This window comes from Ensifer adhaerens, from assembly GCF_020035535.1.
In the GTDB taxonomy this organism is placed as follows: domain Bacteria; phylum Pseudomonadota; class Alphaproteobacteria; order Rhizobiales; family Rhizobiaceae; genus Ensifer.
On the sequence record NZ_CP083349.1, the window covers coordinates 533548 to 557187 of the forward strand.

Genomic DNA, 23640 nt, shown 5'->3' on the forward strand with positions numbered 1-23640 from the left:
ATCAGGACTTCTTGTCCGGCGCCGGTGCTTCCGGGGTCACTTTCTTCGGCGCGGTTTCCTTGGCATCGGCAGAGGCCGGAACCTCCTCCTTCAGCGGCGGCAGGCCGTTTTCGATCTTCGCCTTGATCTTCGGGATCTCGGCCTCCTCGGGCTTCAGCTCAAGCGTCTGCGTCCACTGGAACACGGCTTCGAGCTTGCGGCCGACGCGCCAGTAGGCGTCGCCGAGGTGATCGTTGATGGTCGGGTCGCCAGCCATCAGTTCAGCCGCCTTTTCCAGTTCCACCACCGCATCGTCGAAGCGGTTCATGCGGAAATAGGCCCAGCCGAGCGAATCGACGATGTAGCCGTCGTCCGGCTTCAGTTCGACCGCCTTGCGGATCATCTCGAGGCCTTCGTCGAGATTGATGTTCATGTCGACCCAGGAATAGCCGAGATAGTTCAGAACCTGTGGCTGGTCCGGATTGAGCTCCAACGCCTTGCGGAAGTTCGGTTCGGCCTTGTCCCAGAGCTTCTGGCGCTCATAGGCGATACCGCGCTGGAAGAAGACGGTCCAGTCGGTACGCTTCGGCACCGACCCGATCTGTTCGACAGCCTTGTCGTAGAGCGTTCCCATCTCCTTGTAGTCCTTGGCATCGGAAAGCACGCTGCCATAGGCGAGATAGTTGCGGATGTTCTTCGGGTCGACGTCGATCAGCGCCTTCAGGTGCTGCTTCGCTTCGTCGACCTTGCCGATGCTGGCGAGGCTCAGGCCGAGCTGCAGCTCCGAAACGCGCCGCATCGGCGAGTTTTCCGGGATAGCCTTGTAGAGTTCGATTGCCTCGTTCGGCTTCTTCAGGTTCTCGGCGATCCCGCCGAGCATCACCAGGATGTCGGCGCTGTCGGGGTCGAGCCGGCGCGCGGTCTGCAGATAGAGCGAAACGATATCTTCGGCGCCGTCGCGGTTGAGGGCAGCGCCAATCGAGAAGAGCACGGCTGCAGCACCCTGGCTGGCGTTCTTGACCTGCTGTTCCTGCGGAACACCATTCTCGATATCGGTCCTCAGCGCCTGCAGCGGCGTGTAGTTGTTGACCATGTTCTCGCCGACGGCGACGGTGTCGAGCGCCTTCTGCTTGTTGCCTTCGCGTGCCTCGAACCGGGCGAGCGCTTCGACCGCACGCATGAAGGTATCGGGCGCAGCGCTTCCGCCTTCGCGATCGAGAATGGCGTCGTTGAGCCTGGTCCGGGCTGTCTGCTTGTCGCCGGCGGCAACTGCGATCGCGCCTGCATGATAATTCTTGAACACGCGGAACCAGTCGGGACCTTGGAGGCCGTTGATCTCTGCCAGCGCTTCCTTCGGCTTGCCCTGACCGAACTTCGACCAGGCGGAAAGCAGTCCGTTCATCAGCCGGTCGAGATCGTTCGGACCCTGGTAGTTCAGGAGCTTCTGCGCATTGCGATACTCGCGCTTGCGGATCGCTTCGATCGCGCGGATCACGGTGGTGATGCGCTCGACGGCCGGGTCGGACTTGAGCTGCTCGGCAACCTGCGCGCCCTCGTCGAACTGGCCAGCCATCAGCAGCGTGATCATCAGCCGCTGCTTGACGTCGTTGTTGTTCGGTTCGAACTGCAGTGCGATCCGGTAGAGCTGGGTGGCCGATGCGAAGTCGCGGTCCGTATCGGCGGTGCGAGCTGCAAGGAAGGCGCCGGCGAAGGTGTTCACCGACTTGATGTCGAAGGGTTCGCTTTCCTCGACGGGGGCGGCCTTGTCTTCCGCGAAGGCCTGGTGGCTGCCGCTGACTGCGGCGAGAGCCAACAGTGCTGCGCCGCTGAGGAGGCGGAGGATCGTCATTTGCCGCATGTCAAACCTTTCGTGCCGATTGCTCGGCCAATCGCACCACTGAGGGTTGTTTTCGGAGTCAGCCACGTATAGCCCAGCACAACTCTTGAGGAACAGAATGGCTTTTTTGGCGCAACGCGGCAAGAAATTCCTGTTGTTTGTCTCGGCTCTGCCGAAGTCCGTCAGCTTACCCGATCGATGCAGAAGTCGATGACTTCGGTGAGCGCCGATTTCCAGGGTGACGCCGGCAGCGGTGCCAGCGCATCGCGGGCAATCGTGCCGTAGTGCTGGGCGCGGGCGATGGTATCGCTGAGGCCCCCATAGCGCTTGATCAGCCCGAGCGCCTTGTCGAGATTCGCATCGCTGCTGTCGCCGCCTTCGATCGCCTCGCGCCAGAAGGCCCGATCTTCGGCCGTTCCGCGGCGGTAGGACAGGATGACCGGAAGCGTGATTTTTCCTTCGCGGAAGTCATCGCCGACGTTCTTGCCGAGGTCGCTCGACGAGCCACCATAGTCGAGCACATCGTCGACGAGCTGGAAGGCGAGGCCGAGGTTCATGCCATAGGATTTCAGCGCGTTGCGGTCGGACTTGCTGGTCTGGGCGACGATCGGTCCGACTTCGGCAGCTGCGGCAAACAGGGCGGCGGTCTTCGCACGGATGACCTGGAGATAATCGTCCTCGGTCGTTTCCATGTTCTTGGCGACGGAAAGCTGCAGAACTTCGCCTTCGGCAATGACGGAAGCGGCGGTCGACAGCACGTCGAGCGCGTCGAGCGAACCGACATCGACCATCATGCGGAAGGCCTGGCCGAGGAGGAAGTCGCCGACCAGAACGCTCGCCTGGTTGCCCCAGATCGTGCGTGCGGTGGACTTGCCGCGGCGAAGGTCGCTTTCGTCGACGACATCGTCGTGAAGCAGCGTCGCCGTGTGCATGAATTCGACGCTGGTTGCGAGCTTGACATGGGCGTCGCCCTCGTAGCCGAACATCGCTGCGGAAGCGAGCGTCAGCATTGGGCGCAGCCGCTTGCCGCCGGAAGAAATCAGGTGGTTGGCGACCTCGGGAATCATCTGAACGTCGGAGCCGGCCTTCGACAGGATGAGCTGGTTGACGCGCTCCATGTCCGGCGCTGTCAGGTCGACGAGCGGCTTAACGGACGCCTGTTTGTTTTTGCTGTCTTCCAGCGGTATCACTACGCCCACACCGGGACTCCTGTTTTCATTGTCGCTTTCGACAATAGGAAGGGGTGCCACGTGCGGCAAGAGGCGAATTGTCCCGCTTGCTGAAATAGGACAGGAAAAACCGCCGGATGAAGGAATTGATCCGTACCAACGATGCCGTCGTGCTCTCCTTTGCCGAGAGCCTGATGAAGGACGCCGGTATTGCAAGCCTCATCGCCGATCAGGGGATGAGCATTCTGGAGGGCTCGCTCGGCCTGCTGCCCCGCCGTTTTCTGGTCGCGGACGAGGACGCGGATGCCGCGCGGCGAATTCTGATCGACGCCGGGCTCGAGGCGGAGTTGCGGCCGTGAGGGTGCCATGCAATCCGGTGATGCCGCAGGTGCGCGTATAATGGCTTCTGCCGCAACTGAAACCGTCGATGCCTTCCATCGCGGCAAGTTCCATGTCGTCCAGCCGTTGGGGCAGGGGCACCGCTCCGGTATGGACGCAATGATCCTGGCATCGCTCGTTTCCTCGGATCGCCCCTGCCGGGTCGCCGATCTCGGCGCCGGGGCAGGCGCCGCCGGCATGGCCGTCGCGTCTCGGGTGGAGGGTGCGGAAGTGGTGCTGGTAGAGCGCTCGCCTGTCATGGCGGAATACGCCCGCCGCAGCCTGGAACTCGCCGAAAACGCACGCTTTGCGTCGCGGGTCTCGGTGCTGGAGGCGGACGTATCGCTTGCCGGCAAGGCGCGTGTCTCGGCCGGCCTGGCGGATGACAGTTTCGATCACGTGATCATGAACCCGCCCTTCAACGATGCATCCGACCGCAAGACGCCGGACAGCCTCAAGGCCGAGGCCCATGCGATGAGCGACGGGCTCTTCGAGGTCTGGGTGAAGACGGCGGGCGCAATCATGAAGCCGGGTGGACAGTTGTCGCTGATCGCCCGGCCGGAGTCGATCGCCGAGATCATCGCCGCCTGCGGCCGTCGTTTCGGCGGCATCGAGATCACCGCGCTTCATCCGCGCGTCGGCGAAAATGCCGTGCGCATTCTGGTGACGGCGATCAAGCAGAGCCGCAAGCGGCTGGTCTTCCGCGCGCCGCTCGTCATGCACGAGGAGGGGCATCGCTTCGCCGATCATGTCGACGATCTCAACAACGGTCGCGCCGCGTACCACCGCCGATGATTTACCGTATGCGGCATTGCGTTTGTCGCGGCAGTGCATACATGCCATGGATGGGCCAATACATTTGGCATCGGAGCGGCATTCAGGAAGAATGTTGCGCGGTTTTTCGCCCGCATCCCGCTCTAACGTGACCCAGTAGGCAGGAGTTGAAATGAAGGCGTTCCTGAGACGGTTGTTGCCGAGGCGATTTCGCAAGGAAGGCGTGACGATCCCCGTTGTCCGGCTTCACGGTGCGATCATGGCCGGCGGTGGGCAATTCCGACCCGCGCTCAACCTGGCAACGGCGGCACCGCTTCTGGAAAAGGCCTTCGCAATCAAGGAAGCGCCCGCTGTCGCAATCTCGGTCAATTCGCCCGGCGGCTCCCCGGTGCAGTCGCGCCTGATCTATCAGCGCATCCGCGACCTCGCCCAGGAGAAAAAGAAGCGTGTGCTGATCTTCGTCGAGGACGTTGCAGCGTCTGGCGGCTACATGATCGCGCTTGCCGGCGATGAGATCATCGCTGATCCGACGTCGATCGTCGGCTCAATCGGCGTCGTCTCCGGCGGCTTCGGCTTTCCAGAACTGCTGAAGAAGATCGGCGTCGAACGACGCGTCTATACGGCGGGTGAAAACAAGGTGATGCTCGATCCGTTCCAGCCGGAAAAGGAAAACGACATCGCCTTTCTGAAGAACCTCCAGCTCGATATCCACGATACCTTCATCCAGATGGTGAAGGCGCGTCGCGGACAGTTGCTCGCCGACGATCCGGATATCTTCTCCGGCCTTTTCTGGACCGGCCGGCGTGGGCTGGAGCTCGGCGTCATCGATGGTCTCGGCGATCTGCGCGGCGAGGTGAAGAAGCGCTATGGCGACAAGGCGCGGCTCGAACTCATCCAGCCGGTGCGCAGCCTTTTCGGCCGCCGGCAGACCGGCGCGGCCGTTGCGGGCGCCATTGTCGAGCCCCTGGCTGCGTCGGCCGCAGCAGGTCTTGCCGAAGCAATCGAGGAAAGGGCATTGTGGGCGCGGTTCGGGCTTTGAGCCCTGACCTGCGTGAGATGTCCTTGGAGGAACAATGCCGCAACTCATCCTGCTCCTGATTGCAGGTTTCGTCTTCTGGCTCGGCTATCGCAAGTTCGTGGCCGATGCGCAGAAACTGACACGCCAGCGCGAACAGAGCCGCCGCGAAGAGCGGACCGGGGCGCAGGGCACGCTGGTCCAGGATCCGGAAACCGGTGAGTACAGGCTGAAACGCGACGACGAGTAGCGGGATCAATGAGGGTGGAGGCTCCGGCGCGTCTAATTGGCAGGCCGGCGCTGTAGTTGCTTGACCCCTGTCATCAGGCGTGGCACCTGTCCGGCACATTTTTAGAAGAAATCCGGACGCGATCCATGACCACTCTGCCTGATCATATGAACCCGAAGCGCTCGTTTCAGGCTCTGATCCTGACACTGCACAACTACTGGGCCGACAAGGGTTGCGCCGTGCTGCAGCCCTACGACATGGAAGTGGGCGCCGGGACCTTCCATCCGGCAACGACCCTGCGCGCGCTCGGGCCCCGTCCGTGGCGCGCCGCCTATGTTCAGCCGTCGCGCCGCCCGACCGATGGCCGCTACGGCGAAAACCCGAACCGCCTGCAGCACTACTACCAGTACCAGGTGCTGCTTAAGCCGAACCCGTCCAACCTGCAGGAGCTCTATCTCGGCTCGCTGGAGGCGATCGGCCTCGACCCGCTGCTGCACGACATCCGTTTTGTCGAGGACGACTGGGAAAGCCCGACGCTCGGCGCCTGGGGTCTCGGCTGGGAGTGCTGGTGCGACGGCATGGAAGTGTCGCAGTTCACCTATTTCCAGCAGGTTTGCGGCATCGAGTGCTCGCCGGTTTCCGGTGAGCTGACCTACGGTCTCGAGCGTCTCGCCATGTATGTGCAGGGCGTCGACAACGTCTATGACCTGAACTTCAACGGCCGCGAAGGCGCCGAGAAGATCAGCTATGGCGACGTCTTCCTGCAGGCGGAACAGGAATATTCGCGCTACAATTTCGAATATGCCAACACCGCCATGCTGCATCAGCATTTCATTGATGCCGAAGCCGAGTGCCAGGCGCTGCTCGCCGCCGGCGCCCCGGGCGATCACAGCAACAACCACCTGCATAAATGTGTCTTTCCGGCCTATGACCAGTGCATCAAGGCGAGCCACGTGTTCAACCTGCTCGATGCCCGTGGCGTCATCTCCGTTACCGAGCGCCAGAGCTACATCCTGCGGGTGCGCACGCTGGCCAAGGCCTGCGGCGAAGCCTTCCTCTTGACCGACGCCGGCGGCGCGAACTTCAACCGGGACGCCGCTTGACCCAGGAGCCTGCCGGCCTCGTCGTTCACATCAACGGCTGGCCGGGAACCGGTAAGCTCACGATCGCGCGCCATCTGGCTGAAAGGCTGGGCGCGCGCCTCGCCGACAACCACACGCTGATCAATCCCGCCGAGGCGCTGTTTTCGCGTGGCACGCCCCTCTATCGTTCGCTGCGTGCGGCCATCCGCGAAAGTGTGTTCGAACACATCGCCAAGGCGCCGGCCGAGCAATCCTTCGTCTTTACCGATGCGCTGTCGGATGATGCCGCCGATAACCGCGCCTTCGAAGACTATGCTGCACTCGCGCAAAGACGGGGCGCGCGCTTCGTCGCGGTCGTCATCGATTGCGGTCTTGAGGAAAACTTGAAGCGGCTAACGCGGGCGGGCAGAGCCAAGCAGCACAAGTTGACCGATCCCGAGGTGCTCCTCGGATTGCGGCGTGCTCACAGGCTGCTGCGGGGCAAAGGCGACCAGTTGGTCGAGATCGACGTGACGGTGCTCGGCGCCGACGAAGCGGCGGAAGCGATCGCGGCTGCGATCGCCGGTCCCGTTGTCAGATGACCCGAGCTGCGTTGACGTCGTTCTTGCAGAACGGCTTCAAGGTGGGGTAGGCGCCGGTATAGACTTGGCCGGAATAGGTCTGCAAGGCGCGGCGAACACCGGTCGGCCGTTCGGCTGAGGCGACGCTCGCATAGGCAACGAAGAGCGCCGTAAAGGCGGTCACGTTGATGAGGGTTGCGAGCGTTTTCATGGACTTCACTTCGGTTTCGGGTTGTTCGTTGGGGGGACTATCGCCCATCGACCGCCCGGTCGCCGTTACCATTGGAACAGGAATCGAGATGTATCGGCGTGAGGACGCATTGCTGCGGTGAACAGTGTGTTCACACTGCGAATGGCAATTGGGGAGGAGTGCGTTTCTCGGCCCGAATGCTGCAGAAAGCGCTATGAAGCTGAGACGCGGATGTTAATCTCTGCGCGAATTCTTTGGAGGGTGCCCTATGATCGGTCTGGCAATTGCCGTCGTCGTGATCCTGTATCTGGTTTTCGTCTATAACGGTCTCGTCAAGGCGCGGCAGATCGCCGAGGAGGCGTGGTCGGGCATCGATGTGCAGTTGAAGCGCCGTGCCGATCTCATTCCCAACCTGATCGAGACGGTGAAGGGCTATGCCGCACACGAGAAATCGACGCTGGAAGAGGTGATTGCCATGCGCAACCGCGCCCAGGCGGTGCCATCCGGCGACGTCGAGGGGCGGGCCCAGGCCGAGGGTGCGCTTTCCCAGGCGCTCGGCAAGCTGTTCGCGCTGGCGGAAGCCTATCCGGACCTGAAGGCCAACGAAAACTTTGCCGAGCTGCAGCGTTCGCTGGAGACGATCGAGGGCGAGATCCAGATGTCGCGCCGTTACTACAACGGTGCGGCCCGCGACCTCAACGTCAAGGTCGAGAGCTTCCCGTCCAACCTGATCGCCAACGCCTTCCGCTTCGTCAAAGCCGGCTATTTCGAGATCACCAACGAAGCCGACCGCGCGGTGCCGCAGGTCAAGTTCTGACCATATTCAATCGATCGCCAAACACATTCCGGCCGCGGGCTCCCATCGCGGCTCAATTCGCATCAAGAGACCCCATTCGATGACCACCGACAGCATGAAGAAACTGACCATCCTGCCGACCGACCATCCGCTCCGCGGCCATGTGCGCCCGCCGGGTTCGAAGTCGATCACCAACCGCGCGCTTTTGCTTGCCGGCCTTGCGAAGGGCACGAGCCGGCTGACAGGCGCGCTGAAGAGCGACGACACGCGTTACATGGCGGATGCGCTGAGGGCGATGGGTGTCGAGGTGAGCGAGCCGGATGAAACCACCTTTGTCGTAACAAGCACGGGCGAACTTCTCCCGCCGGCCGCACCGCTGTTCCTCGGCAATGCCGGAACTGCTACGCGTTTCCTGACCGCCGCTGCGGCGCTCGTTGATGGCACCGTCGTCGTCGACGGTGACCAGCACATGCGCAAGCGCCCGATCAAGCCGCTGGTCGAAGCGCTCGGCGCTCTCGGCGTCGAGGTCACCTCCGAAACCGGCTGCCCGCCGGTGACCGTCAAGGGCACCGGTGGCTTTCCGGCCGGGCGCGTCGTCATCGATGCCGGCCTCTCCAGCCAGTACGTTTCTGCCCTGCTGATGGCGGCACCGGGCGCCAAGGGGCCGGTCAGCATCGAGCTTGCCGGCGACGAGATCGGCGCGCGCGGCTATATCGACCTGACGGTCGCCGCCATGCGCGCCTTCGGCGCCGAAGTTGAGCAGGTGAGCCCGTCCGTCTGGCAGGTCGCGCCGACCGGCTACAAGGCGGCCGACTACGTTATCGAGCCGGACGCTTCGGCCGCCACTTATCTCTGGGCGGCGGAAGTGTTGACCGGTGGCGCCATCGATCTCGGCGTCCCGGCGACGGCCTTTTCGCAACCGGATGCGCGCGCCCATGCGGTGATTTCAAGCTTCCCGAACCTGCCCGCCGTCATCGACGGTTCGCAGATGCAGGACGCGATCCCGACGATCGCGGTACTTGCCGCCTTCAACAACACGCCGGTGCGCTTCGTCGGCCTCGCAAACCTTCGCGTCAAGGAATGCGACCGTGTGCGCGCGCTGTCGCTCGGCCTGACGGCGATCCGGCCCGGCCTGGCGCACGAGGAGGGTGACGATCTGATTGTCTCCTCCGATCCCACGCTCACCGGCCAGACCTTGCCCGCCTCGATCGATACCTTCGCTGACCACCGTATCGCCATGAGCTTCGCGCTTGCCGGCCTGAAGATCCACGGCATCACGATCGAGGACCCCGGCTGCGTCGCGAAAACCTACCCGACCTATTGGGACGCGCTCGCTTCGCTGGGCGTCGATTTCACTGGCGACCGGCCTTGATACCGGGCGGGATGCGGGTCCGTGTCTGCGGTTTCTGCGCGCATCCCGTTCTCAGCCATAAGAACCGATCCCGTGTCTTGAACCTCAACCGGAAGAAAGCTTGATCCGCATGGTCCGTTTCGCTGCCGCATTTGCCGTTCTGGTGTTTTTGCTGGCATCGGCGGGCGTCGGTCGGGCGGAGGAGGTCTTCTCCGCCTATCGCTCCGTCATCGATGTCGCCAAGGACGGCACGATGACAGTGACCGAGACGATCACGGCGACGGTTGAGGGTAACAAGATCCGTCGCGGTATCTATCGCGACCTGCCGTTGACTTTCACCGATGCCAAGGGCAAGCGCAGCAAGGTCGATTTCAAGCTGCTCTCTGTCGAGCGCGACGGTGAGGAGGAGCCCTACCGCACCGAGACAATCAACGGCGGCATCCGTATCTACACCGGTTCGGCCGAGGTCTTTCTGGAGCGGGGCGAGCATACCTTCCAGTTCACCTATGAAACCGGCCGGCAGATCCGCTTCTTCGACGATCACGACGAACTCTACTGGAACGTCACCGGCACTGAGTGGGACTTCCCGATCGACGAGGCGAGCGCGACCGTGACGCTGCCGGAGGGTGTGCGGGCCGAAGCGCTCGACTACTTCACGGGCGGCTATGGCGCGACCGGCAAGGACGCGCGTGCATCCAGGGATGGTAGCGAGATCTTCTTTGCCACCACCCGCCGTCTCGAACCGCGCGAAGGGCTGACGATCGCGATCAAGATGCCGAAGCGCAGCATCGACAGGCCCACCTCCAGCCAGGAAAATGCCTGGTGGCTGCACGACCATCTGGCGCTCGTCATCGCCGGCGCCGGCCTGGCCGTCGTCCTTCTCTACTATAGCCAGGCCTGGCTCAGGGTCGGACGTGATCCGAACCGCGGCGTCATGGTGCCGCGCTGGGATCCGCCGGAAGGCATCTCGCCGGCGCTGGTCAACTATATCGACAACAGGGGCTTTTCCGGCGAGGGCTGGACGGCGCTGTCGGCGGCCGCACTCAATCTTGCGGTCAAGGGCCATGTCGTTCTCGAAGACCTGAAGAACGCCATCGTCATTGCCGCCACCGGCAAGAAAGCCGACGAAAAACTGCCGACCGGCGAGGCGGCCGTGATGAAGGCGGTCAATGCGGCGGGTGGCAAGCTCACCATCGACCGTGCCCATGGCACCCGGGTGCAGGCGACCGGAGCGGATTTTCGTAACGCCATGGAACGCGAGCATCGCGGCAAATATTATCTGTCGAACACCGGCTATGTGGTTGCCGGCGTCATCCTGTCGGTGTTGGCGGTCGCAGCCGTATTCTTCTTCGGCGACCTCAGCGAGGACAGCCTGCCGCTGGTGATCGTTCCCGTTTTCATCGCCTTCTTCGTATCGATCCTCGCCGTCTCCTTCGGCAAGTCGCTTCGGCGCGAAAAGAGCCTGATGAGCCGGATCATGTCGATCGTGGTGGTCGCCTTCATCGGCTTCGTCGCGTTCACGATCTTTTCGGCGATCCTGGCCGCCGTCTTCTATTCCGCGGCTGAGACCGACGAATTGCCGTTGCTGTTCGTCATTGGCGCCATTGTCCTCGTGAATGTGCTGTTCTTCTTCCTGATGGGCGCACCGACGCCACTTGGCACGCGGATGATGGACGGCATCGACGGGCTCAGGCAATACATGACGCTCGCCGAAAAGGACCGGATGAACATGCAAGGGGCGCCCGAGATGTCACCCCGGCATTTTGAGACGCTGCTCCCCTATGCCGTGGCGCTCGGCGTCGAAAAGCCCTGGACCGAGACTTTCGATCGCTGGTTGCTTGCCGCCGCGGCAGGCGCTGCTGCGGCCGCGGCCTATCAGCCGAGCTGGTATCACGGCGACAATTTCGGCTCGAGCACTTTCGGCGACCGCATCGGCGGCTTTGCTGGCTCGATGGCGGACACGATGACGTCGTCCCTGCCGCCTCCACCCAAGTCGTCATCGTCAGGCTTTTCGTCCGGTGGCGGCTTTTCCGGCGGCGGCGGCGGTGGTGGTGGTGGCGGCGGCTGGTAAGCGCCGGCGTATGCGCGCTGAGACAGCCAAATTCATCGACGGGCTTGGTGACATTCTTGCCAGAGATTGCTAAGTCCGCCGCAACCGTCCGGAACAGAAAAAGTCACGCCTATGCCCGATCTTCTTATCGAACTCCGCTCCGAGGAAATTCCTGCCCGCCTGCAGCGCAAGGCGGCCGGCGACCTCAAGAAGCTGCTGACCGATGCCCTGGTCGAAGCGGGCCTGACCTATGAGGGTGCGCGCGAATACTGGACGCCGCGCCGGTTGACGCTCGATATCCGTGGCCTCAACGCCCGCTCGGCCGATATCCGCGAAGAGCGCAAGGGCCCGCGCACCGACGCCAACGAAAAGGCGATCGAAGGCTTTCTGCGCGGCGCCGGCCTCTCCTCGATCAGCGAGGCGCATGTCCACAGCGACCCGAAGAAGGGCGATTTCTACGTCGCCCACATCGTCAAGCCGGGTCGTGCCGCCGAAGAGATCATCGCCGAGGCGATGCCGGGCATCATTCGCAATTTCCCCTGGCCGAAGCCGATGCGCTCCGGCGTCGCCTCGGCAAAGCCCGGTGCGCTTCGCTGGGTCCGCCCGCTGCAGTCGATCGTCTGCACCTTCGGTTCGGAAACCGAGGAAACCCACGTAATCGCGTTTGAGGTCGACGGTATCGTCGCCTCGAACGTCACCTATGGTCACCGCTTCCACGCGCCGGAAGCAATCACCGTTCGCCGCTTTGCCGACTACGCCGAGAAGCTGGAAAAGGCGAAGGTCGTTCTCGACGGCGAGCGCCGCAAGGAAATGATCCTTGCCGATGCGCGCAACGTGGCCTTCGCCAATGGCCTGGAGCTCGTCGAAGACGAAGGTCTGCTCGAAGAGGTCTCGGGCCTCGTCGAATGGCCGCAGGTGCTGATGGGCAGCTTCGAGGAGGCCTATCTCGAAATCCCCTCGGAAATCATCCGGCTGACCATCAAGACCAACCAGAAGTGCTTCGTCACCCGCGCGCCGGGTGCCGAAACGCTCTCCAACAAGTTTATCCTCGTTTCGAACATCGAGGCCAAGGACGGCGGCAAGGAGATCGTGCACGGCAACGGCAAGGTCGTGCGCGCTCGCCTTTCGGATGCGGCGCATTTCTGGCATCGCGACCAGGGCAACCTGCCGGATCTCGAAACGCTGGAAGCGTCCGCGAAGAAGTTCAGCCTGGATCTCAAGAAACCGCTCGACCAACGCATGGCCAAGCTCGACGCCCTGAACGTTACCTTCCACGCCAAGCTCGGCACCCAGGGCGAACGCGTCGCCCGCATCCGGGCGCTGGCCGCTGAACTCGCCAAGGTCACCGGCGCCGACCAGAGGCTCGTCGATCGCGCCGTTGTGCTCGCGAAGGCGGACCTGCGCACCGAAGCGGTTGGTGAATTCCCCGAGCTTCAGGGCATCATGGGCCACAAATACGCGCTGCTTCAGGGCGAAGAGCAGTCGGTCGCCGATGCGCTCGAGGATCACTACAAACCGCAAGGTCCGTCCGACCGCGTGCCGACCGAACCGGTCGCAGTGACGGTCGCGCTTGCCGACAAGCTCGACACGCTCGTCGGCTTCTGGGCGATCGACGAAAAGCCGACCGGCTCCAAGGATCCCTATGCGCTGCGCCGCGCGGCACTCGGCGTCATCCGTCTGATCCTGGAAGGCAAGGCGCGTCTGGCGTTGCTGCCGGCTTTTGAAACGGCACTCGTCGCGCTTCGTGCGCAGAAGCCGGCGCTTGCGGATGATGTTTCCGCCGATCTGCTCTCCTTCTTCCACGATCGCCTCAAGGTCTACCTGCGAGATCTCGGCGCCCGTCATGACCTGATCGACGCCGTGCTGACGTCGGATTCGGACGACCTGCTGATGATCGCCCGCCGCGTCGAGGCACTCACGGCCTTCATCACCGACGAAGAGGGCAGGAACCTGCTCGCCGGCACCAAGCGCGCGACGCAGATCCTGGCGGCCGAGGAAAAGAAGGGCACGACCGTCGCCGACGCCGTCGACGCCGGCCTCTTCCGTCTCGATGCCGAAAAGGCGCTGCACCAGGCCGTCGAAGCCGGCTCCGGCGAAGCGCGCGCGGCGATCGCCAAGGAGGATTTCCGCTCCGCAATGGAAGCGTTGGCAAAGCTGCGCCAGCCCGTCGACCAGTTCTTCAACGACGTACTGGTCAATGACGACGATGCGGCGATCCGCGGTAACCGCCTGGCACTGCTCGGCCTCATCCGCTCGGCCACCGGCACGGTCGCGGACTTCTCGAAGATCGCCGGCTAAAGCGGAGGGGCGGCCGCCCGTTCGCGGTCGTGGTCGCACAAACGTTCAAGCAGGTCGCCGCTGAGCGCCCTATATCCTGTCTCCATCAAGCAGATGGAGACAGCCGATGGATATTGCGCAGAAGACCTACAAGCCGATCAATTTCGCCGAAAAGCTCGCGCTCTTCAACGATCGGTGGCAACCGCGCGTCATTGCCGAACTCAATGACTACCAGTTCAAGATCGTGCGCATCGAGGGCGACTTCATCTGGCACGATCACAAGGATACCGACGAGGCCTTCATCGTCCTTGAGGGCACATTGCGCATCGACTTTCGCGATGGCGCGGTGACGCTTGGGCCGGGCGAGATGTACGTCGTGCCGAAGGGCGTAGAGCACAAGCCCTATGCCGAGCGCGAGGTGAAGATGCTGCTGATCGAGCCGCGCGGCACGCTCAACACCGGTCATGAGGGCGGGGAGCGTACAGCCGAGAGCGACCGCTGGATCTGACGCGTCCGCCTGCTGGTGCTTGGATCGCGCTTGATGGATGAGGGAACCTCGGAGTAGAGGAAGATATGTCCGAAAAGATCCTCGTCAGCGCCTGCCTCATGGGCCATGCCGTCCGCTATGACGGTCAGTCGAAGCCGCTCGTTCATCCAGCGATCGACCGCTGGCGGGCCGAAGGCCGCCTTGTGACCATCTGTCCGGAAATGTCGGCCGGCATGCCGGTGCCGCGCCCGCCGGCCGAAATCGCCGCCGGTGCCGTGGGCAAAGACGTTCTGGCAGGTAGCGCAAGGGTGGTGGAGATCAACGGTCGCGACGTCACCGAAAGTTTCGTGCGGGCCGCCGAAAATGCGCTTTCGCTGGCGAAGGAAACCGGCTGTCGCTTCGCGCTGCTGATTGATGGCAGCCCGTCCTGCGGATCCGGCTTCGTCTATGACGGCAGCTTTTCCGGCGCGCGCCATCCGGGCGAGGGCGTAACCGCAGCCTTGCTCGCCGGCAATGGCATCGAAGTCTATTCGGACAGGGAAATCGACGCGCTTGTCGCGCGGATCGAAGAATTGGAAGACCCCTAAAAGAAGATTGCGCCCCTGCTTCTCTCAGGGGCGCAATCTCTCGCTCTTGCAGCGATACGCCCGTCAGCCTTGCAAGCAGGGGACGGCTGAGCGGGGCAGGGAACTTTCCCGATAGAAGATCAGTCTAGCCGAAGTTCGAGGGAGGACGGATCAAAATGCCGTGAGGCGATGTCGGCGTCTGGTGTGGAGGCGGCCGGGCCTGCCATGGAAGCGCCGATCGGCGTGACGGCGGCGGTCTTTGCCGTCCGGTCGATAGCGATCAGCTTTGCGTCGTCGGCTACCGCGTTCTGGTCGTTCGCATTCGTCGAGACGATGACCGTCGGGGAGGCATCGCCCTCGGCGGCGGCAGCCTTGACGATCTCCTGCGAAGGCTTGCTGACGAAGACGACCGGCGAGCCACCGAGCCAGGCTTCGGTGCGCACCATCTTCATCTCGCCGTTGATCTTCTTGAGCTCGATCGTTTCGTCGCCCGTCGCAATCGTGGGTACGACATAGGTCACCTTCTTCTTCGACTGCAGCGGCGGGCATGCGGCGCAAGAGACCGTGGCGACACTGGCATTGTCGGTCGTGCCGGAAGCGATCGCCTCGATCGACGATGCCGCTGCGTTGCCGGCGGCAAGCCCGAGGACGGTGGTGATCAGCAACAGGCGCATACGCTTTCTCCCGCAATTGTTAGCGGTGAGAATATGCGCGCTCCCTTACTTTCCCGTCAGGAGAATTGGTAAAAATAGAATGATCCGGGGATGAGTTGCGCTCCGGATCACGCTTTCTCGCGGGCAACCGCGCGCCAGCCGATATCGTGGCGGTAGAAGCCGTTTTCCCAGGAAACCGCCGAGACCGCCGCATAGGCCCCGTCCTTCGCCGCGCCGGCGCTTTCACCCGTCGCGGTGATGTTGAGCACGCGGCCGCCGGTTGCGACCAGGGCGCCGTCCTTCATCGCTGTGCCGGCATGGAACACCTTGGTGGTAGCCGAGGCCGCAGGAAGGGCATCGATCGGGGTGTTCTTCGTGTAGCTGCCCGGATAACCCTTGGAGGCCATGACCACGGTGAGTGCCGTTTCGTCGCGCCATTCCGCAGTCATGCCGGCGAGCGTACCGGTCGCGGCGGCATAAAGCAGCGGCAGCAAGTCGCTCTTCATCCGCATCATCAGCACCTGGCATTCCGGGTCGCCGAAGCGGACATTGTATTCGATGAGTTCGGGTCCCTTGGCGGTGATCATCAGACCGGCAAAGAAGACGCCGGAGAAGGGGTGGCCGCTTTCCGCCATACCGCGCATCGTCGGCTCGATGATTTCCTTCATCGTCCGATCGATCATTTCGGTGGTCATGACCGGGGCTGGAGAGTAGGCGCCCATGCCGCCGGTGTTCGGTCCGGTATCGCCGTCGCCAACGCGCTTGTGATCTTGGGCAGAGGCGAGCGCCAGCGCCGTCTTGCCGTCGCAGAGACAGAAGAAGCTTGCTTCCTCGCCATCGAGATAGGCTTCCACCACCACTTCGGCGCCGGCGGAACCAAAGGCGCCGGCAAAACAATCGTCGACGGCAGCGAGCGCCTCGTCGAGCGCCATGGCGACGGTCACACCCTTGCCGGCAGCCAGACCATCGGCCTTGATGACGATCGGCGCACCCTGTTTGCGCACATAGGCCTTCGCCGTCTCGGCATCGGTGAAGCGGCCATAGGCGCCGGTCGGGATGTCGTAGCGGGCGCAGAGATCCTTGGTGAAGCCCTTGGAACCTTCAAGCTGGGCGGCGGCGGCAGACGGGCCGAAGACGGCGATGCCGGCTGCGCGCAGCACGTCGGCGAGACCGGCGACCAGCGGACCCTCAGGTCCGACGACGACGAAATCGATCGCTTCCTTACGGCAGAAGGCGGCGACGGCCGCATGGTCCTCGGTGTCGAGGGCGACGATGACAGCTTCTTCGGCGATCCCGGGATTGCCCGGTGCCGCATAGAGCTTCGTCAGTTTGGGAGACTGCGCAATCTTCCATGCAAGGGCATGCTCGCGCCCACCCGATCCGATCAGAAGAACCTTCATTGCAGCCCCCGATATCCTGAAATTGCTGCGCTGCGGTTAAGACGGCAGGGCGGCAAGGTCAAGGGAAAAGCGGGAGCGGGGCGGCGATTCCCGGCAGTTGCTGCCGTTCAGGCGATTGCCTGCCGGCTTTGGAGTTCGTCCCGCCCATCGTCGCGCGCGTATCGAGCGGTGCGCGTGAGCGCCCAGATTGCGAGGTCTTCGATCGGCAGCGGCTTGCTGATGAGATAGCCCTGGAACAGGTCGCAGCCGGCAGCAGTCAGCATGGAGAGCTTCTCCGGCGTGTCGATGCCTTCGCCGACGACCGCAACGTCCTTGGCGTGGCAAAGGGCGATCAGGGCCCTGAGCACGGGCAGCGACTGCGATGCGGTAAGGTTCGACACCAGCGCCCGGTCTAGTTTGATGGTGTCTGCCGTGTATTCGATGATCTGCTGCACGGAGGTGTAGCCTGCGCCGAAATCGTCGATCGAAAGGCGGAACCCCCTCTGCCGCAGGGCATCGATGTTGCGGCGAAGCTGATCGCTGAACTTCACGGCGAAGGTCTCGGTCAGTTCGATTTCGATTGAGCTCGCCTCGAGGCCATGCCGCTCCAGGCACTCGGCAAAATGGTCGGCGATCGCCTTGGAATGCAGTTCGGCCGAGGAGATGTTGATCGCCAGCACCGTTTCCGGACCGAAGAGCGCTTTGAGCTGCCCGCAATCGGACATCGCCTTGTTGATCACCCACCAGTCGATCTTGGTGAAAAGGCCGGAGCTTTCTGCGATCGGTACGAATTCGTCCGGGGTAACGTTGCCGAGGACCGGCGAGTACCAACGCAAGAGCGCCTCGCAGCCGGTGACGCGGCCTTCGGTGTCGACCATCGGCATGTAGACGAGGTGGAACTGCTCGTCCGGATCGAGCGAGCGCAGCTCGTCCTGGATCTGGCGCAGCCGCGTGCGCTTGTCGTGGAGCGCGCGCGAGAAACGGGCGGAACGGTTCTTGCCGCTGGTCTTTGCCTGATACATCGCGGCATCGGCGTTGGAAATCAGCTCGGCAAGGTTGGTGGCATCGTCAGGGCAGATCGCCGCGCCGATGCTTGCCGTCACCGGATAGCGCTTGTCGGACACCTCGAAACCGTCTTCGAACAGCCCCAGAATGGCGGCGGAGATTTCACGGACCGTTCCGTCGCCGGGTCGAGACCGCACGAACACAGCGAATTCGTCGCCGGAGAGGCGTGCCAGGATGGCCGGCTTCTGGCCGCGCCGCTCGGTGATCGCGTCGACACGCTCGCCAATGCGAACGGCCAGCGTCTTCAGCAGTTCGTCGCCGATCTCGTGTCCGTGCTTGTCGTTGACGAATTTGAAGTTGTCGATGTCGATGAACAGCAGGCTGCACTTCTCGCCGGCGGCGATCGCCTCGCGCACGGCGCCGGCGGCAAGCGCGTTGAAATGGCCGCGGTTGCTGATTCCGGTCAAGGTGTCGGTCCAGGAACTGCGTTGCACGAGTTTCAACGACTGCACCGATTGCCGATGCAGTTCGCGGATATTTTCCGTGAGGCGCCCGATCTCGCCCTTTTCCTCCATGTCGCGGATCTCGTCGCGCGCGCCAACCATCACCGCCATCACATTGGCGTCGAGCGCGGCGATCGGGTCGGTGATGAAGCGGCGGATCAGCACGATGATCAGCCAGATCGAGAACAGGCTCATGGCGACGGCGCCGAGCGCCAGCAGGAACTTCTGCCGGGCCATGAGTGCATCGAAATGCTCGCTCGAAACCGTGAGCGTCGCATAGAGCGAGGGCCCGAGATGGACACTCGCCGAAAGATCATCGGTGATCGCCAGCGGCCAGGGCTGCAACATGATGTCGGAGCCGTATTCCTTCTTCAGGGCCTGCTGCATGTCGAGGAAGCGGTCCGGCTGGATTGCGACCTGTACGAGCAGGGCGCTCGACTTCTTGCTCGGCAGCGGCCGGGTAAAGGCCACCGGATCGAGGAAGAAGGAATAGACGATGCGTGGTCTCTGCCCGGCTTCGTAGAGATAGGTCCAGTCGACGAGCTTGTCTTCGCGGATCAGGCGGCGCGCAAGGTTGAGCTGGGCCCCGTCGATCTGGGCGAAGGGGTCCCAGCTGTTCTCGAAATAATAGTCCGTCTTCAGATCGGAATTCAGCAGCGCCAGCGAGACGTAACCTGTCGGGTCATCGAGAAGCGATTTCAGGCTTTCCTGCAACCTGACACCGAGGGCATTGGCGCGGTAGTCCTCATCCGTTTCGGACACATACTGGCGCAGCGAATTGCCGTTCAGGAGCGCATTGAGGAAACCCTTGCTGCGGCCGATTTCGTTCTGGAAGACGGCGGCGGCATGTTCGAGACGTTGCGACAGCTTGGCGTGCTCGAGCGCGCGAATGGAGCGACTCTGTGTGACGTGGACCGAGACTGCTGCCAGCAAGTAGCCAGCGAGAACGACGGGAAAGATCAGGATGAGCGCGCGTTTGCCGAGGTTCACTGGAAGTTCGCCAATGTGCTGATGATGCGCCGGCGCAATTGCACCGACTCTGTGGACAGTTCCTGTTGATACTGGCTCTTGGCCAGGATGTCGGGTGAGGGGTAGATCGCGGGGTCGGTGCGGACGTCTTCCGGCAGGAGCTGATAGGCTGCCCGGCTTGCCGTCGGCATGTTGAGCGCCAGCGCGTTGGCGGCAGCACTGCCGGGCGAGCCGAGATAGTCGAGGAGCGCCAGCGCCCGGTCCTTGTTCGGGGAATTCGCGACGACGGACATGCAGTCGAGCCAGGAAAGGGTGCCTTCCTTGGGAACGGCGTAGCGCCAGGCGCCGGGTGTGCCGGCCTTGTCGTTCAGCACGTGCTGATCGCCGCTATAGCCGAGCGCCATGTAGATGTCCTTGCTGACCGTCGGGTTCTGGATCGCGCTGATGATGTATTCGTAGGTAAGCACCGAAGGCGCCTGCTCTTTCATCAGGCTAAAGGCGGCCTTCAGCGTCGCGCTGTCGTTGGTGTTGATCGACTGGCCGAGAAGCATCAGAGGTGCGACGAAGGCTTCGTTGTGGTCGTCGTACATGGCGACATGCTTGGCGAGCGCCGCGTCTGGACGCATGAGATCCTGCCAGGAGGTCGGCGTCGTCGATACGACGTCCGACCGGTAGAGAATGCCCATCGTGCCCCAGAGATAGGGCAAGCCTCGGTTTGAGCAGCGGTTGCGCCAGGTTTCGTCATAGTCCCGGAGCGAGGCGACGTTGGTCTCGTCGAGCTTTTCGAGCACGCCCTTTCGGCCGAAGAGGGCAGCGCTGTTTTCGCCGGTTACCACCAGGTCGACGCGGCTGTTCGGATCGGCCAGCACCTCATCGCGGGTGTCGCCGCTGTCGTAATAGACCTGGTGCACCGCGACGCCTGTTATTGACGTCCAGCGCTCGAGGATCTTCTGGTCGATGTAGGATTCCCAGATCAGCAGGTTCAGGGTTTCGGCCTTTACCGCCGTCGCAAGAAGCAACGTCGCCAGAAAGGCCGGAATCGCCGTTCGCCCCTGCATTGTATACCCCTGCCCAAGCCCGTCGGACGACCGTAGCGCGCAAAAATTGATGAATGATTACGTAGGGCTGCGACGAGTAGTAGGGGTCTCGCGTGCTGCTTGCGGCGCAAACGAAAACCGGGCGCCGCATGACGGCGCCCGGTGAAAAATAAAGTGATAACGGAAAGCGATTTCGGGGCGACGAGCCTTATCTCGCGGGGATCTTCGGTAGCAGGATCGTGAGGATGCCGAGCAGCGGAAGATAGGAGCAGATGGTGTAGACGAATTCGATGCCCTGCCGGTCGGCGAAGATGCCGAGCACGGCCGCGCCCATGCCGCCGAAGCCGAAGGCGAAGCCGAAGAAGACACCGGCGATCAGCCCCACGCGCCCAGGCACCAGCTCCTGGGCAAAGACGACGATCGCCGAGAAGGCAGAAGAGAAGATCAGGCCGATGATGACGGAGAGAACCCCAGTCCAGAACAGGTTCGCATAGGGCAGCAGCAAGGCGAAGGGGATGACGCCGAGGATCGAGAACCAGATGACGAAGCGGGCGCCGTAGCGATCGCCGATCGGGCCGCCGAGGAAGGTTCCGGCCGCCGCCGCGCCGAGGAACAGGAACAGCATCAGCTGAGCCTGCTGTACGTCGATACCGAACTTCTCGATGACGAAGAAGGTGAAGTAGCTGGAGATGCTCGCCATGTAGACGTTCTTCGTGGCTGTCAGCAGCACAAGCACGGCAACCGCCCACATCACCCGACCCTTCGGCAGGGGGAGGGCACGGCTCGGTGCCGCCCGGCTCATCGTCGTGCGGCGGTGGCGGACATACCAGGTGCTGACCCAGGAAAGCACGAAGAAGCCGATGATCGCGACGATCGAGAACCAGCTGAGGCTTCCCTGACCGAAAGGAATGACGATGAAGGCGGCAAGCAGCGGCCCCATGGCGCTGCCGGCATTGCCGCCCACCTGGAACAGCGACTGCGCCAGGCCGTGGCGACCGCCGGAGGCGAGGCGGGCGATGCGGGAGGATTCCGGATGGAAAATGGCCGAACCGACACCGATCAGGCTCGCTGCGACCAGGAGCACCCAGAAATCATGCGCATTCGCGAGCAGGATCAGGCCGCTGCAGGTGGAAAGCATGGCGAGCGGCAGGGAATAGGGCAGCGCCCAGCGGTCGGTGATGATGCCGACGGCCGGCTGCAGCATCGACGCCGTCAGCTGGAAGGTAAAGGTCAGGAGGCCGATCTGCACGAAGTCGAGCGAATAGTTCGCCTTGAGCAGCGGGTAGAGCGCCGTCAGCAGCGACTGCATGATGTCGTTCAGCATATGGCAGAAGCTGACGGCCAGGATGACGGAGAAAGCCGTCTTCTCCGGGGAGATCCCGGAAGTTGAAGTCACGGTAGACATGGGTGATTCCTTGCCGTCTCGAAGGTTGTATGCGGCGTGGGCTATCTGTACTGAGGTTGCGGTTGGCCTGCTTTTGTGATCTGGTCGATTTCTTTCGTGAGTGGGCCAAATGCCGATCCGCCGATTTCCCTTGCCGCAGCTTCCCGATGACGACCACTTCCGGAACCTCGACTGGGTCGAGACGGGAAATGCCCCGGTGTTGGCGCTTGGGCGAGACTACAGCGCCGGCCTCCTGGTTCCTTTTCACAGCCATACGCGCACGCAGCTCTGGTGGGCACGCGGCGGCGTGGTGCTGATGCGCACCGAACGCGGGCGGTGGATGGTTCCGCCCGGCCACGCCTTGTTGATCCCGGCCGGTATGGAGCACTCGGCCGAAATGATCAGCGACGTGCGCATGCATTCGATCTATTTCGCGCCGGACCTTTTGCGCGCCGAGCGGCCGATGGTCATGGAAATCAACCCGCTTGCCGGCAGCCTCGTCGATGCGCTCGTCAGCGTCGAGAACGAGGCGATGTCGGAGCGGCGCGAACAACTGGTCACGGATCTCTTGCTCGAGGAAATCGGACGGTTGCGGGAGCGCCCGCTCGGCCTGCCTTTCCCGCGCGACGAGAGGCTTGCGGCCCTCTGCCGGCAGTTCCTGCAGGCGCCGTCGGCAGCCTCAAGCATCGATCAGTGGGCAGATCGGATGGGCCTCAGCCGGCGATCGTTCACCCGGTTCTTTCGCAAGGAGACGGGCGTCAGCTTCGTCACCTGGCGGCAGCAGGCCTGCATTTTCGCGTCGCTGCCGCTCCTGGCCGATGGCGAGCCGATCACCAATGTCGCGCTCGACGCCGGCTATGAGAATGTGGCGGCCTTCACCACCATGTTTCGCCGCATGCTCGGCAGCCCGCCGAGCGTCTATCTCAAGACCTATCTCGGCCAGTGATCCACGTCGGCCGGACGGGTATGGCAAAAGAATGTTGAATTGACCTGGTTAACGGAATCGTAGGAACAAGCCGCAATAAGTCGCCCGGTGCCGTTCCAGTCCATCTCCCTCCCTCGGCCTGCCGGCACGGTCAAACTTCGCCCCGGCGAATGATTCTTCCGGAGTTGTTTCTTGCGTATCCGTTATCTCGCTTTCCTTTCTGGAACCCTTTTGTTGTCGGCGAATGCCGCCTCTGCCGGTGACGGCCAATATTTCTGGTCCGGTGACTGGTATCTGAAGGTCGGCGCCACCGGCTTTTATGGACCGAAATACGAAGGCGCCTCCAAGCGCATGTTCCAGGCAGCCCCCCTGATCTCCCTTGGAAAGGCCGGCAGCACCGTCCGCTTTTCCTCGCGTAACGACAACATGTCCTATGCGTTGGTCGACCAGGGAAGCTTCCGTGCCGGTCTCGTCGGCAAGCTGATCTTCGAGCGCGACTCCGGCACTTCCCGCGACCTCAAGGGTCTGGATCCGGTCAAGTTCGGCGGTGAAGTCGGCGGTTTCGCTGAAGTCTACCCGACGGACTGGCTGCGCGTTCGCGCCGAAGTGCGCCAGGGCATTCGCAGCCACCATGGTGTCGTTGCCGACGTCGCGGCTGACGCTTTCACCGATGTCAGCAGCAACGTCCGCATTTCCGGCGGCCCGCGTCTGAGCGCGGCCACGAGCGGCTACTATTCGGCCTATTATGGCGTCAATGATCGCGAATCGGCAGCATCCGGGCTCAACACCTACAGCCCCCATGGCGGCGTCGGTTCCGCCGGCGTCGGTGCTGCGATCACTTGGCAGGCAACCGAAAAGCTCGAGACGAGCGCCTATGCCGAGTACCGGCGCCTGCTTGGTCCTGCTGCCGATTCCAGCCTCGTTCAGGAGCGCGGCAGTCGCAATCAGGTCCTCGTCGGCCTGTCGGCAACCTACCGCTTCGACTTCACTCTTCCCTGATCGGGTGCTTGGTCCCAAGGTCTGCGGCGATCTCGCCGCTTGACCG

General features: G+C 63.0%; 22 protein-coding genes. 14 read left to right on the top strand and 8 right to left on the bottom strand.

The window, feature by feature from the left end; genetic code table 11:
• Position 1: 1 nt before the first annotated feature.
• Both LAC81_RS02555 and LAC81_RS02560 read right to left on the bottom strand, forming a co-directional pair.
• On the bottom strand, positions 2 to 1837 hold the full coding sequence (locus LAC81_RS02555) for a tetratricopeptide repeat protein (RefSeq protein ID WP_223726599.1): 1836 nt from the start codon (positions 1835 to 1837) through the stop codon (positions 2 to 4).
• A 161-nt stretch (positions 1838 to 1998) separates the two neighbouring features.
• Complete coding sequence (locus tag LAC81_RS02560) at positions 1999 to 3015, bottom strand: polyprenyl synthetase family protein (RefSeq protein WP_113538041.1); 1017 nt, start codon at positions 3013 to 3015, stop codon at positions 1999 to 2001.
• A 107-nt stretch (positions 3016 to 3122) separates the two neighbouring features.
• Between LAC81_RS02560 and LAC81_RS02565 the strand changes: the two genes are divergently transcribed.
• From LAC81_RS02565 to LAC81_RS02590, 6 genes are all read left to right on the top strand, one after another.
• The gene (locus LAC81_RS02565) at positions 3123 to 3344 is read left to right on the top strand and encodes a DUF2007 domain-containing protein (RefSeq protein ID WP_113538040.1); all 222 of its coding nucleotides are present in this window, start codon (positions 3123 to 3125) and stop codon (positions 3342 to 3344) included.
• A 40-nt stretch (positions 3345 to 3384) separates the two neighbouring features.
• A complete protein-coding gene (locus LAC81_RS02570; protein WP_223726600.1) occupies positions 3385 to 4158 on the top strand; it encodes a tRNA1(Val) (adenine(37)-N6)-methyltransferase in 774 nt (257 codons plus the stop codon).
• Positions 4159 to 4309: 151 nt separating this feature from the next.
• On the top strand, positions 4310 to 5176 hold the full coding sequence (locus LAC81_RS02575; protein WP_223726601.1) for a S49 family peptidase: 867 nt from the start codon (positions 4310 to 4312) through the stop codon (positions 5174 to 5176).
• Between the two features lie 34 nt (positions 5177 to 5210).
• The gene (locus LAC81_RS02580; RefSeq protein WP_223726602.1) at positions 5211 to 5402 is read left to right on the top strand and encodes a hypothetical protein; all 192 of its coding nucleotides are present in this window, start codon (positions 5211 to 5213) and stop codon (positions 5400 to 5402) included.
• Positions 5403 to 5527: 125 nt separating this feature from the next.
• Positions 5528 to 6484 carry a glycine--tRNA ligase subunit alpha gene (locus LAC81_RS02585; RefSeq protein WP_113538037.1) on the top strand — a complete coding sequence of 319 codons (957 nt, stop codon included), beginning with the start codon at positions 5528 to 5530 and terminating at the stop codon, positions 6482 to 6484.
• Positions 6481 to 7044: an AAA family ATPase gene (locus LAC81_RS02590; RefSeq protein WP_223726603.1), complete on the top strand. Its 564-nt coding sequence runs from the start codon at positions 6481 to 6483 to the stop codon at positions 7042 to 7044. Before LAC81_RS02585 ends, LAC81_RS02590 begins: the two co-directional genes overlap by 4 nt.
• On the opposite strand, the gene LAC81_RS02595 is transcribed toward LAC81_RS02590, so the two are convergent.
• A complete protein-coding gene (locus LAC81_RS02595; protein WP_113538035.1) occupies positions 7037 to 7234 on the bottom strand; it encodes a hypothetical protein in 198 nt (65 codons plus the stop codon). The genes LAC81_RS02590 and LAC81_RS02595 overlap by 8 nt on opposite strands.
• A 247-nt stretch (positions 7235 to 7481) precedes the next feature.
• Between LAC81_RS02595 and LAC81_RS02600 the strand changes: the two genes are divergently transcribed.
• The 6 genes from LAC81_RS02600 to LAC81_RS02625 all read left to right on the top strand — a co-directional run bounded on the left by LAC81_RS02600 (position 7482) and on the right by LAC81_RS02625 (position 14761).
• On the top strand, positions 7482 to 8030 hold the full coding sequence (locus tag LAC81_RS02600; RefSeq protein ID WP_058320413.1) for a LemA family protein: 549 nt from the start codon (positions 7482 to 7484) through the stop codon (positions 8028 to 8030).
• Between the two features lie 79 nt (positions 8031 to 8109).
• Positions 8110 to 9381: a 3-phosphoshikimate 1-carboxyvinyltransferase gene (locus LAC81_RS02605; protein ID WP_223726604.1), complete on the top strand. Its 1272-nt coding sequence runs from the start codon at positions 8110 to 8112 to the stop codon at positions 9379 to 9381.
• A gap of 109 nt (positions 9382 to 9490) precedes the next feature.
• On the top strand, positions 9491 to 11431 hold the full coding sequence (locus LAC81_RS02610) for a DUF2207 domain-containing protein (RefSeq protein ID WP_223727880.1): 1941 nt from the start codon (positions 9491 to 9493) through the stop codon (positions 11429 to 11431).
• Between the two features lie 111 nt (positions 11432 to 11542).
• Complete coding sequence (gene glyS, locus LAC81_RS02615) at positions 11543 to 13708, top strand: glycine--tRNA ligase subunit beta (RefSeq protein ID WP_223726605.1); 2166 nt, start codon at positions 11543 to 11545, stop codon at positions 13706 to 13708.
• Between the two features lie 106 nt (positions 13709 to 13814).
• Positions 13815 to 14195 (top strand): cupin domain-containing protein, encoded by a 381-nt coding sequence (locus LAC81_RS02620; RefSeq protein WP_223726606.1) that lies wholly within the window; start codon positions 13815 to 13817, stop codon positions 14193 to 14195.
• Between the two features lie 65 nt (positions 14196 to 14260).
• A complete protein-coding gene (locus LAC81_RS02625) occupies positions 14261 to 14761 on the top strand; it encodes a DUF523 domain-containing protein (RefSeq protein ID WP_223726607.1) in 501 nt (166 codons plus the stop codon).
• A gap of 119 nt (positions 14762 to 14880) precedes the next feature.
• Here LAC81_RS02625 and LAC81_RS02630 read toward each other — a convergent pair whose 3' ends face one another.
• From LAC81_RS02630 to LAC81_RS02650, 5 genes are all read right to left on the bottom strand, one after another.
• A complete protein-coding gene (locus LAC81_RS02630; protein ID WP_223726608.1) occupies positions 14881 to 15414 on the bottom strand; it encodes a plant virulence effector HPE1-like domain-containing protein in 534 nt (177 codons plus the stop codon).
• Positions 15415 to 15521: 107 nt separating this feature from the next.
• Positions 15522 to 16793: a phosphoribosylamine--glycine ligase gene (gene purD / locus LAC81_RS02635; RefSeq protein ID WP_223726609.1), complete on the bottom strand. Its 1272-nt coding sequence runs from the start codon at positions 16791 to 16793 to the stop codon at positions 15522 to 15524.
• A 107-nt stretch (positions 16794 to 16900) separates the two neighbouring features.
• Positions 16901 to 19270 carry a putative bifunctional diguanylate cyclase/phosphodiesterase gene (locus LAC81_RS02640; protein WP_223726610.1) on the bottom strand — a complete coding sequence of 790 codons (2370 nt, stop codon included), beginning with the start codon at positions 19268 to 19270 and terminating at the stop codon, positions 16901 to 16903.
• On the bottom strand, positions 19267 to 20307 hold the full coding sequence (locus LAC81_RS02645) for an ABC transporter substrate-binding protein (protein ID WP_223726611.1): 1041 nt from the start codon (positions 20305 to 20307) through the stop codon (positions 19267 to 19269). The genes LAC81_RS02640 and LAC81_RS02645 overlap by 4 nt, the downstream gene beginning before the upstream one ends.
• A gap of 187 nt (positions 20308 to 20494) precedes the next feature.
• Positions 20495 to 21691: an MFS transporter gene (locus LAC81_RS02650; RefSeq protein WP_113538025.1), complete on the bottom strand. Its 1197-nt coding sequence runs from the start codon at positions 21689 to 21691 to the stop codon at positions 20495 to 20497.
• A 109-nt stretch (positions 21692 to 21800) separates the two neighbouring features.
• Here LAC81_RS02650 and LAC81_RS02655 point away from each other — a divergent pair, with 109 nt between their 5' ends.
• Complete coding sequence (locus LAC81_RS02655; RefSeq protein ID WP_223726612.1) at positions 21801 to 22616, top strand: AraC family transcriptional regulator; 816 nt, start codon at positions 21801 to 21803, stop codon at positions 22614 to 22616.
• A 171-nt stretch (positions 22617 to 22787) separates the two neighbouring features.
• On the top strand, positions 22788 to 23594 hold the full coding sequence (locus LAC81_RS02660; protein WP_113538023.1) for a MipA/OmpV family protein: 807 nt from the start codon (positions 22788 to 22790) through the stop codon (positions 23592 to 23594).
• Positions 23595 to 23640: the final 46 nt, after the last annotated feature.